Raw genomic sequence first — 10,787 nt, 5'->3', positions numbered from 1 at the left:
TTTTTAGGAAAAATATCTTGAAATAGCTTCCACTCTAGGTCATTTAATCCCTCAAATTTGCCTGGCATCTTCAGTCGTTTAGTTACAACCTTCTTATTTTATCTATTATTAGTGGGATAGGTTCATAACTCTCTCAGAATTACAAAGTTTGTTCGACCAATCATCTGACGATCCAATGATTTATTGTTATCCTGTTCTTCCTTATCACGTAAGTTGTATACAAAAATTTGTAAAACATAGAATAGATTTGAAATTATTCGACTATTTTGTTGAAGGATGAATAAAGTGATTTTATTGACCAATAGCGGTCGCTATTGTCAAATTACTATTATTCCTTATCGTTTATCCCTTCTTTAATTGGAGATTTCTCAGACAAAACCTTGTAACTTCTTTAATATCAGAAGTTTGTTGAGGATAGGTAATTTTTGGTCTAGCAATAACAATCAAAGGAATACCTAATAGATCTGCCACTTTAGATTTAACATCTTCTCCGCCAGATTTTCCTGAAGCTTTGGTAACCACTAAAGAAATCTGCCACTGTTGCCACAAAGCAATCTCTAATGCTTCACTAAAAGGGGGACGTAGGGCAATAAGGCGATCGCTCGTAAAGCCTGAATCCAATGCCATTTGTAAAGAGTTAAGCTTTGGCAGTACCCTAGCAAACAATGTAGAATGCTCTTGCCAGGATTGAAACTGGGGTAAAACCTGACAACCCACTGTTAATAAAACTCTTTGATTTAACAAGTAGTCTCCCTGTAAAAGAGTTTCAAAACTGTCTAACTCTAAATGTTGAGAAGCAGCTACAGAATTTACTTTAGCTCTTTCGTAGCGTAGATAGGGTAGATTGCAATTTTGAGCAATTGCGATCGCATTTTGGGAAACTTCCACTGCAAAAGGATGAGAAGCATCTACTATGGCAACAACACCATAATTACGACAAAATTGCGCCATTAACGACCTATTCATTGCACCCACAATGACATCACAAATAGACCCGTAGAGTTGTCGAGCTTCGGGTGTTGTCACCGTGACAACATAATCAGAAGTAACAGCAGAAATGGCTTTAATTAGTGCTGCACTATCTCCTGTACCTCCGATTATCCATACAGACATAAATTAAAATGTGAGTGAGATAACCCTTCTCATTCATGAGAGGGGATGAAAGCGAACGCGATCACTTATCGATCGTTTCTTTACAGTTTTGAATTCAAATCTTTATATAGCAAATGTTTCAGCCGTTTTATAATACTCGTGTACGAGACATCGAGCTATAAATTGCCGTAACTTCGTACAATCAAAGCACCTAGAAAATTAGTGCGATTCGTTGGAATCAAGAGCCTTTGGAGAACAAAGGGGTAAGGATTCCCAGGGAAAGACGGAGAGAAAACCGTAAGTACCCTGAACTGACAATCGGATGTGGGTTAAAGTCCCACCATCTAAGGGATAGATGACTCCTTATCTGGCTCTACTGAGTGAACTCGGAATTTCACAGGGTAAAGCGAGCATCAGGGCGGAATTAGAGACAAAGCAGATAGTCACACTACCGCTAATAGGGAGATACCAAGGGTAAATAGGCTCTAGAAAAATGTCTTACTAGGAAGCCATTATCTGAACTATAACAAATGGACTTAAATACCTACAAAGTCGCAACGCCTCTGAATTTAGCAGTTGCTTCCCCGACTTGGTGTTAGGCAAACTGAACCGCCCTAAAGTATCAAGACAATCCGACAGTCGGAACGAAAAGAAACGTAGACACCAGGTTTGAGGAAGGTCGAAACCTCAATAGGATAGACGAGTATCGGAAACCCTGGCTACGGGTAAGATGAGGCGTAACTGCCAAAAGGAAATCAGAGAATAGACGACCGAGTAAATCAAGAATCATGACGCATACAACATATAGCGATGATTGGGAACACTCCGATTGGAAGAAATTTCAAAAAACAGTATTCCGATTACAAAGAAGAATATTCAAAGCAGTAAGAGTTGGAGACAAAGCTAAAGCCAGAAGACTTCAGAAACTAATATTCACCTCTCACGCTGCTAGGATGCTAGCAATTCGACAAGTAACACAATTAAACACTGGGAAGAAAACGGCAGGGATAGATGGTAAAAAGTCTTTGACATTCAAGGAACGATTTAAACTAGAAAAAGCTCTAAGAAAACATACTAAAGACTGGAAACATCAAGGTCTAAGATAGCCTTCCCATCAGTTAACTTCTCAGAAAACAGATTCATCAATGTCAAAGGAGACAAATCACCTTTCGACGGAGACTTAGTTTACTGGTCAAAGAGAAATAGCATACTCTACGATGGCGCAACAGCTAAAGCACTCAAAAAACAAGGTCATTCATGTGGAAGATGCGGACTGAAATTTCTGGATACAGAAAGAGTAGAACTACATCATATAGATGGTAATCACAACAATTGGACAGACACCAATTTAATGGCTATTCATAGTAGCTGTCATCACTACCTACACATGAGCAAAAGCAAAAAGCCAAGATTTTCGGAAGCTGGATGATGCGAAAGTATCACGTCCAGATTTCAAAGGGAGGTGCGAGGGATAATACCCTCCATCGACCCTACTGGAGTATGAGGTTCGATACAAGAGTTGTATCGGTAAAATTCCAAGCGTATATAGATGTCTTAGTATTTTCATAATACGAGTAGTACCGAAGGACGTTCGGGGAAAGAAATTGACTGTGTGCGATTCGTTGAAGCTGCGAAGCTCTAGAGAATAGAGAAGTAGAGGCTTCCAGGCGATGACAGGGAGAAAACTGTAAGTAGCCTGAACTGATAGATGGATGAGGGTTAAAGTCCCTCCATCTAAGAGATAGATGACTCCTTATCTGGCACTGGCGAGTAAGCTCGAAATCTTACAGACCAAAGCGTGCATCAGGGCGGAATTAGAGGCAAAGCAGATAGCCACACTACCGCTAAACGGGAGATGTCATGGGTAAACAGGTTCTAGAAAAGTGTCTTAATTTCAAGTCATAATCTGAACAAATAATATGAACTTTGTTACCGCCTATCCTCGCAGCATTCAACAGTTGATAGCTGCATCTCTGAGGAGGTAACAGGCAAAGTGAACCACCCTAAAACATCAGCCAATCTAACTATCGGAACGAAGAAAAACGTAGCACCAGATTCTAGGGGTCAAAACCCAGATAGGATGGACGAGCATCGGAAACTCTGGCTACGGGTAGGACAGACCGTAATTGGTCTGAGGATATCAGAAGAATGTTCAAACATGGAGGACAGTAGTTATGACGCATAGCGCAAGTTATAGCGATAACTGGGAATTTGCCGATTGGAAGGGATTTCAGAAGGTACTATTCCGCCTACAAAAGAGAATATTCAAAGCAATTAGAGAAGGAGACAAAGCTAAGGCTAAAAGTCTACAAAAGCTTGTTCTTTCCTCTTATGCAGCAAGAATGCTAGCAATTAGGCAAGTAACCCAGTTAAACACTGGAAAGAAAACGGCGGGAATTGATGGCAAAAAGTCTTTAACGTTCAAGGAACGATTCCAACTAGAGAAAACTCTAAAGCAAAATACAAAGACTTGGAAACATCAAGGATTACGGGAAATACCTATCCCTAAAAAGGACGGGAACAAACGAATCCTTAAAATTCCAACAATTGCCGATAGAGCATGGCAGTGTCTGCTGAAATACGCTCTAGAACCAGCACACGAAGCTACATTCCATGCTAACAGCTACGGTTTTAGACCAGGACGTTCCACGCATGACGCGCAAAAAATGCTCTTTCTAAAACTGAAAAGCAACAGCAACGGAATCAACAAGCGAATATTAGAAATTGATATCGCTAAGTGCTTCGACCGCATAAACCACAAGGCAATCTTAGACAGGGTTATTGCTCCTGATTATATCATAGGCGGTCTACGCCGATGTCTCAAGAGTGGAGTTGACCCGAAGTTCCCCGAACAAGGTACACCGCAAGGTGGAGTCTGTTCCCCATTATTAGCCAATATTGCGTTAAATGGGATAGAAAAGATAGGAGAATGGCTGGAAAGACCTAGCAGATCCCCTATCAGTAAATGTCTGAGATATGCGGACGACATGGTTTTCATATTAAAACCAGAAGATAGTGCAGAACAAATACTTGACAAAGTTGAAGAATTCCTTGCAGAAAGAGGAATGGAAGTTAGCCAGAAGAAGACCAAAGTGACGGCTTCGACAGATGGATTTGACTTTCTCGGATGGCACTTTTACGTCCAAAAGAAGAATGGAAAATTCAGAAGTATCCCATCAGAAGATAACTTCAAAGCTTTCCGTCAAAAAGTCAAACACATCGTCAATAACTCTAACTATGGTGCGGAAACAAAAGTGTCCAAACTAGCACCCGTGGTACGGGGATGGCGCAACTATCATAAATATTGCAAGATGGACGGCTCAAGGTTCAGCTTATGGTACATAAACCAAAAAGCGTTCAAGGTATTCTTGAAACAAAAGACCGTAAGTTGCTATAAAGCAGAAAAGATGATAAGAAATGCCTTCCCTAACGTTAGTTACTCAGAAAACAAATTCGTCAACGTCAAAGGAGAAAAGTCCCCTTTTGATGGCGACATAAACTATTGGGCGAAGAGAAACAGCAAATACTACGATGGGGCGACAGCTAAGACACTTAGAAAACAAAATCATTCATGCGGGCATTGCGGATTGAAATTTCTCAACGGAGAAAAAGTAGAGTTGCATCATATAGATGACAATCACAACAACTGGGATAACAGTAACTTACTTGCAATACATAGAAGTTGTCACCACTACGTTCACATGGGCAAAGGTCGGAAAGACCAAAGATATTCGGGAGCGCAGTGCGATGAAAGTCGCACGCTGCGATCTAATTGAGAGGTGCGAGGGATTATACCCTCCATCGACTCAACCCAAGTCGTACTGTCAGGGAGGCATGATAGCTGTCATGTTTTTAGATAAGTGACGCGGGGCAGTAAGGTTTTAATCGCGAGGTTAGAAGCCCGTATGCGTTTACGCTACGGGAGAAGTCACGCAATAGTTGTCTAACCCTTAAGAGCTTTTTGAAAATTTCTGCGATAAGACTTGTTAGTAATCAACAACACGGGCCATAAAGAAGCTAAAAGTAACTTATTGACAACACCGCGATCGAAATTAGTGCGGTTAAAACCTTTCCAAAATTTCCAGACTCCACCGAAATAGAATACTAACAAAATAATTGATATCAACTTAATCATAATCTTAATTTAACTTTAATCAATTCTGTTTTCTCTTCTAATTTTAGCTAACCTAAAAGATGTCAGGGGACAGAAGGCAGAGAATAAATATTTACTTATTTTACTTTGTAGTAAAAAATACTACTAATGCCAGTTCTGTATGATGAATTTGACTAAAATTAAACCCCTCTTCTGGCAATATCAGGTTCGCTCTTTACCATTCAATCATGACAGCTAACTGGTATCAGAAGAGAAATTTTATTTGAGATAATTATACAAACTTAATATAAGTAATCAATTTTTGTCGCCTCTTATACTCCAATTACGCCATTTAGCCTCAAATACTCGATCCTGAATGGAAAATCAATAATTTTTCAGACAATTTCCCAAAAAATATCTATCTCAGTGTAATTTCTAAAACCATAGTAGTAATTTAATAATTAAAACGGATGTTACTCACTCGAAGTATAACAGAACAAATATATTAATTATTTTGAGAAAAACCTTGAAAGCCCCTTGCTAATGGCTAGAAAACCGATTGTTGTATATTTGATACTCGCAATCAGCAACGCCAATCTTGAAAAAAACGCTCAATTCGGTATCCAACATTCCATACACACCAATAAAACAAGGAGAAAATTATGCGTGCAGTGCTGATGGCGGGAGGTTCAGGGACGAGGCTCAGACCCCTAACCTGCGATCTGCCAAAGCCGATGGTGCCAATACTTAATCGTCCCATTGCCGAACACATTATTAACCTATTAAAAAGAAATAATATCAAAGAAGTAATTGCCACTTTATATTATCTTCCTGATGTCATGCGTGACTATTTCCAAGATGGCAAAGATTTTGGTGTAGAAATAACTTATGCAGTAGAAGAAGAACAACCATTAGGCACAGCAGGTTGCGTCAAAAATATCGAACAGTGGCTCGATGATACTTTTTTAGTTATTAGTGGTGATGGTGTTACAGACTTTGACTTACAAGCAGCGATCGCCTATCATAAAGCCAAAAAATCAAAAGCTACTCTGATTCTAACTCGCGTACCCAATCCCGTAGAATTTGGGGTGGTTATTACCGATAAAGATGGACGCATCAATCGCTTTTTAGAAAAACCCTCTCTCAGCGAAATTTTTTCCGACACTGTCAATACAGGGACTTATATTCTCGAACCAGAGGTTTTAAAATATCTTCCTGAAAATGAAGAATCAGACTTCTCTAAAGACTTATTTCCTGCCTTACTAGCCACTGGAGAACCGATGTATGGTTACATTGCAGAAGGTTATTGGTGTGATGTCGGTCATTTAGAAGCTTATCGAGAAGCCCAGTACGATGCTTTATATGGAAAAGTAACCATCGATTATGCTTATAAAGAAAAATCTCCTGGGTTATGGATTGGCAACAATACCTACATCGATCCTAGTGCCAAAATAAAAACCCCCGCATTAATTGGTAGTAACTGTCGTATTGGTGCCAGAGTGAAAATCGAAGCAGGAACTATTATTGGGGATAATGTCACCATTGGCGCAGATGCAGATCTCAAACGTCCTATTCTTTGGAATGGCGTAACTATCGGTGATGAAGCTCATTTAAGAGCCTGTACCATTGCCAGAGGAACTAGGGTAGATCGTCGCGCTCAAGCTTTAGAAGGAGCGGTAGTTGGTGCTTTGTGTATGGTAGGAGAAGAAGCGCAAATTGCCCCTAATGTAAGGGTTTGGCCCAGTAAAAGAATCGAATCAGGAGCGATTTTAAATATTAATTTAATTTGGGGAAATACCGCCCAGCGTAATCTTTTTGGACAGCGAGGGGTATCTGGTTTAGCCAACATTGATATTACCCCAGAATTTGCGGTGAAATTAGGGGCTGCTTATGGCTCAACACTTAAATTAGGCTCAACCGTTCTAGCTTCTAGAGATCAACGTAGTGTCTCACGGATGGTAAGTCGTTCAATTATTTCTGGCTTGATGTCGGCGGGGGTTAATGTCCAAAATTTAGAAGCTACTGCCATTCCGATTTCTCGCACCATTACTGGTCATATTAAAGCTGTGGGAGGAATTCATGTTCGTTTAGAGCCAAATCATCCAGACCATATTTTAATTGAATTTTTCGATCGAGAAGGCATTAATATCTCTAAATCAAAAGAAAAAAAAATTGAAGGCACTTATTTTAAAGAAGATTTACGCAGAGTTTCGATTCCCGAAATTGGTATTGTAGCTTATCCTACTGGCACGATTGAAGCTTACAGCCATACTTTTGAAAAGCATCTTAATATTGAGGCAGTACGCAATAATGCCTCTAAAGTAGTTATTGATTACGTTTACGCGGTTTCTGGGGCAATTTTACCCCTCTTACTTGCTAAATTTGGCTGTGATGCAGTGGTTCTCAATGCTAGCTTAAAACAAAATGCGCTGACTGCTCCTGAAAAAGCTCTGCTAGTCAATCAACTAGGTAAAGTAGTCGAAGCCCTCAAAGCTAATCTAGGAGTACAAGTATCGGCTAATGGAGAGCAGTTTATTCTCGTAGACGAATCTGGTTTTCCCATTCAGGGAGAAACCCTAACTGCATTGATGGTACATACCATTCTGACAGCTAATCCTAGAAGTACCGTTGTTGTTCCAGTTCATGCTTCAAGTGCTGTAGAGCAAATTGCTCGTCGTCATGACGGTAAAGTAATTCGGACAAAAGTTAACCCTACTGCTTTAATGGAAGCATCTCAAGATAATCCTAATGTGGTATTAGGAGGTAGTGGAGAAATGGGGTTTATTTTCCCCCGACTTCATCCAGGTTTTGATGCTATGTTTGGGATTGCTAAACTATTGGAAATGTTAACTATTCAAGAGCGATCGCTAGTGCAAATTCGTAGTGAACTACCCACCGTTTGCCACAATTCCTATACTGTACGTTGCCCTTGGAAAGTTAAAGGTTCACTGATGCGCTATCTGGTAGAAACCCATGCTACGAAAAATCTTAAATTAATCGATGGAGTTAAAATTATTAGTCCGCGTAACGATAATTGGATTTTAATCTTACCTGATGCTGGCGAACCTTTAGTTCACATTTATGCTAATAGTGAAGACCGCACTTGGGTAGAAGAAAATCTCAATCAATATCGTCAGCGAGTCCAAAGTTTTGTCGATCTCGAACAAGGTTTGATCAGAGATAGCTTATAAAGGTAAGGAACAAAGAAAGAGGAATGAGGAACAAGGAACAATACAGGTTAAAGGAAGAGAAAAATATAATAGTCAGTTGGATATTAATTAATAGTAGTGGAAAATTCCTTGTTCCTGCTTCCTTTATCTTCTATCCTTAATTATTGTGGTACTATTGAACTAAGCACAGGAGTCCTAAAAATAATGAACACTTGCATTTTAATGGCAGAAGTCATTACCAACCCTGAACTGAGAAAAACCCCCGATGATGTAGATGTGGCTAACATGATGGTGGAATTTCCAGGTTTACGAGATGAAGACCCCGCCACTAGAATTAGAGTTGTGGGTTGGCGCAATTTGGGGGTAGAAATGAGCCAAAATTATTCTGTTGGCGATCGCCTTGTCATTGAAGGTCGTTTATCAATGAATTTGATTGAAATGAACGGCTATAAAGAAAAACGAGCCGAGTTAGTAGCATCCCACATTTATGCTATGGGTCAAAGCAGCGATCGAGGTTTGTCTCAACCTACTGCAATGCCCTCTAATGTTGTAGACTTTCAAGCATCAACACCATCAGCAGAGTTACCAGAGCCTATATCCCTTCAAGCTCCTACTTCTGCTCCCGAATTAAGTTCCACCCCCGAATATTCTTCTGCTCCTGCAACAGCGACAAACACTACAGAAGATTATGATGAAGGTACTCTAGACGAAATCCCTTTCTAAATAGTTAACCCGCTTACTGTGTAAATACAAGAAAAAAACATCGAGAACAAAGATACGGTGTTTTTATTGGAAAATTGTTACTGCGGGAGCTACATTAACCTAGAGAAAATCACCAGCGACTTAAATCTAGCAGCACGTTTTCTTTTTTGTGAGCGTGCTGTATGATAATAAATGCTGTTCGGATGCCCCATTTAAAGTTTGTGGAAAGGCAGGAGACATGATAAATTTAAATTGATTTTAAACTTTGAATTAAAAGTGGGTTTTCGCTCGGCGGATTTGGTATGAATACTCAATTTGAGATTGGTAATTGGTGATTTTGGATCGGATAAATCTTCTATTGAGGTAATAAGAAAAATAACGAATTGAAAATTAACTCAGACTAGGCATAGCTTTGCCTCTCCCACTTTACGGAACTAGTACTAAATACCAGTTTTTTGGCTGATTTTTTCGAGAAATTCCCGATTATTTCCCTAGAACTTCCCGATTTTCTTGTTTAATACAAAAAAGTCAATCTTTTTTTGAAACAGCTAATAAATTAGGAAAGAAAATTATGGATAATATTGATGGAATACCAGGTAATGACTTTTTAATCAATTATTTCTGAGAATTCATTTGTCCACAAAATTATGAATATGATAGCAAGAAGAAAATTACTCAAGCTTGGTGTAGTTGCTCTAGGAACAGGAGTAGCCACTAAAGCAAGAGCATTAGAGACAAGCTCCGCCTCAGAAAAAGAAACAATTATTGCTTTTGAAACACTAAATGGAGATTCAACTCCCGATCGAGTTTTAGAAGCATTAATGGCAGGAAATAAGAGATTTGTGACTAATAAATCGGAAGCTCGTAATCAAGAGTATTTACGCTTACAAGAAGTTGTCGAAGGACAAAAACCCCTAGTTTCTATTTTGGGTTGTGCTGATTCTAGAGTTCCCATTGAAATTATTTTCGATCGTGGTTTTGGCGATTTATTTGTTGTTCGAGACGCAGGGAATATAGCTACTCCAGAAGAAATTGGTAGCTTAGAATATGGCACTGCAATATTAGGTTCAAAAGTGCTGATGGTTCTCGGTCATGAAAAATGTGGTGCGGTTAAGGCTGCTCTTGAAGGAAAACCGCTTCCTGGTCAAATAGGTAGTATTGTCGCAGCAATTCAACCAGCTATAGATAGAAATGATAAAAATGACTCAGAAAAATTTTATACTAAGACAATTAAGCGTAATATAAGATTGCAAGTAGAAAAGCTTAATTCTTCCCCTTTACTTCATGACTTAGTTGAACAAGGGAAACTAAAAATTGTAGGAGCTTACTATAATTTAACAAATGGAGAAGTTTCTCTTGTAGATTAATTTATTTGCCAATAATTGGCGTGGCTGAATCGCAGAGTAAAAAACATAGTGCGGTTTGTAGTTGAAGCCATTAAATATTGCTTGGCTTTTTTAATACTTCAAGAAGGCAAAATTATCTGGCTTAACTTGAAGCTAGAGATCGAAAGTTTACCACGCCCTTCGGGCTGAAGTCAGGAGGATAGAGTCAGGAGTCAGGAGTTAGATCAAGCCCGAAGTTGGAGTATGCGCCTCGCCATTTTTAGGCGAAGAGAAACAAAATATATTCAAGTATTGAATCCTCGCTCCTTCGCCTCAGAGGTAAAACGACTGACATCACGACTTCAGATTTCTGACTTCGTGAATGTATTGATTTTCGGGTTTCGA

Annotated in this window: 10 protein-coding genes; 8 read left to right on the top strand and 2 right to left on the bottom strand. The window is 39.4% G+C overall.

Annotated features, from left to right (window positions below; all coding sequences use genetic code 11):
- Positions 1-124 precede the first annotated feature (124 nt).
- Entirely contained in the window at positions 125-280 is a 156-nt protein-coding gene (locus tag H1P_RS39990) for a DUF7683 domain-containing protein (RefSeq protein ID WP_425461555.1), read from the top strand.
- Between the two features lie 62 nt (positions 281-342).
- On the opposite strand, the gene H1P_RS26360 is transcribed toward H1P_RS39990, so the two are convergent.
- Positions 343-1,113 (bottom strand): cobalt-precorrin-6A reductase, encoded by a 771-nt coding sequence (locus H1P_RS26360; protein WP_144873177.1) that lies wholly within the window; start codon positions 1,111-1,113, stop codon positions 343-345.
- A gap of 767 nt (positions 1,114-1,880) precedes the next feature.
- Between H1P_RS26360 and H1P_RS37760 the strand changes: the two genes are divergently transcribed.
- The 4 genes from H1P_RS37760 to H1P_RS26345 all read left to right on the top strand — a co-directional run bounded on the left by H1P_RS37760 (position 1,881) and on the right by H1P_RS26345 (position 4,868).
- Positions 1,881-2,198: a reverse transcriptase N-terminal domain-containing protein gene (locus tag H1P_RS37760; protein ID WP_222427249.1), complete on the top strand. Its 318-nt coding sequence runs from the start codon at positions 1,881-1,883 to the stop codon at positions 2,196-2,198.
- The gene (locus tag H1P_RS39535) at positions 2,174-2,521 is read left to right on the top strand and encodes an HNH endonuclease (RefSeq protein WP_222427250.1); all 348 of its coding nucleotides are present in this window, start codon (positions 2,174-2,176) and stop codon (positions 2,519-2,521) included. Before H1P_RS37760 ends, H1P_RS39535 begins: the two co-directional genes overlap by 25 nt.
- Positions 2,522-3,085: 564 nt before the next feature.
- Positions 3,086-3,277, top strand: a complete 192-nt coding sequence (locus tag H1P_RS26350; protein ID WP_144873174.1) for a hypothetical protein — start codon at positions 3,086-3,088, stop codon at positions 3,275-3,277.
- Entirely contained in the window at positions 3,267-4,868 is a 1,602-nt protein-coding gene (locus H1P_RS26345; protein WP_144873172.1) for a group II intron reverse transcriptase/maturase, read from the top strand. Before H1P_RS26350 ends, H1P_RS26345 begins: the two co-directional genes overlap by 11 nt.
- Positions 4,869-5,035: 167 nt before the next feature.
- Here the strand turns inward: H1P_RS26345 and H1P_RS26340 are convergent, their stop codons facing one another.
- Positions 5,036-5,227, bottom strand: coding sequence for a hypothetical protein (locus tag H1P_RS26340; RefSeq protein WP_144873170.1), 192 nt, complete (start codon positions 5,225-5,227; stop codon positions 5,036-5,038).
- 620 nt (positions 5,228-5,847) lie between these two features.
- Between H1P_RS26340 and H1P_RS26335 the strand changes: the two genes are divergently transcribed.
- From H1P_RS26335 to H1P_RS26325, 3 genes are all read left to right on the top strand, one after another.
- On the top strand, positions 5,848-8,376 hold the full coding sequence (locus tag H1P_RS26335; protein ID WP_144873168.1) for a mannose-1-phosphate guanyltransferase: 2,529 nt from the start codon (positions 5,848-5,850) through the stop codon (positions 8,374-8,376).
- A 183-nt stretch (positions 8,377-8,559) separates the two neighbouring features.
- Positions 8,560-9,078 carry a single-stranded DNA-binding protein gene (locus H1P_RS26330; RefSeq protein WP_144873166.1) on the top strand — a complete coding sequence of 173 codons (519 nt, stop codon included), beginning with the start codon at positions 8,560-8,562 and terminating at the stop codon, positions 9,076-9,078.
- A 626-nt stretch (positions 9,079-9,704) separates the two neighbouring features.
- The gene (locus H1P_RS26325; RefSeq protein WP_144873164.1) at positions 9,705-10,424 is read left to right on the top strand and encodes a carbonic anhydrase; all 720 of its coding nucleotides are present in this window, start codon (positions 9,705-9,707) and stop codon (positions 10,422-10,424) included.
- Positions 10,425-10,787: the final 363 nt, after the last annotated feature.

This window comes from Hyella patelloides LEGE 07179, from assembly GCF_900659865.1.
In the GTDB taxonomy this organism is placed as follows: Bacteria; Cyanobacteriota; Cyanobacteriia; order Cyanobacteriales; family Xenococcaceae; genus Hyella; species Hyella patelloides.
Note: the sequence above shows the minus strand (reverse complement) of the source record. Positions and strands in the feature narration are given on the sequence as shown.

Excerpts from the sequence above, each read along its gene's own strand:
- H1P_RS26360 (WP_144873177.1), bottom strand. The coding sequence starts at position 1,113 with ATGTCTGTATGGATAATCGGAGGTACAGGAGATAGTGCAGCACTAATT.
- H1P_RS37760 (WP_222427249.1), top strand. The coding sequence starts at position 1,881 with ATGACGCATACAACATATAGCGATGATTGGGAACACTCCGATTGGAAG.
- H1P_RS26345 (WP_144873172.1), top strand. The coding sequence starts at position 3,267 with ATGACGCATAGCGCAAGTTATAGCGATAACTGGGAATTTGCCGATTGG.
- H1P_RS26340 (WP_144873170.1), bottom strand. The coding sequence starts at position 5,227 with ATGATTAAGTTGATATCAATTATTTTGTTAGTATTCTATTTCGGTGGA.
- H1P_RS26335 (WP_144873168.1), top strand. The coding sequence starts at position 5,848 with ATGCGTGCAGTGCTGATGGCGGGAGGTTCAGGGACGAGGCTCAGACCC.
- H1P_RS26330 (WP_144873166.1), top strand. The coding sequence starts at position 8,560 with ATGAACACTTGCATTTTAATGGCAGAAGTCATTACCAACCCTGAACTG.
- H1P_RS26325 (WP_144873164.1), top strand. The coding sequence starts at position 9,705 with ATGAATATGATAGCAAGAAGAAAATTACTCAAGCTTGGTGTAGTTGCT.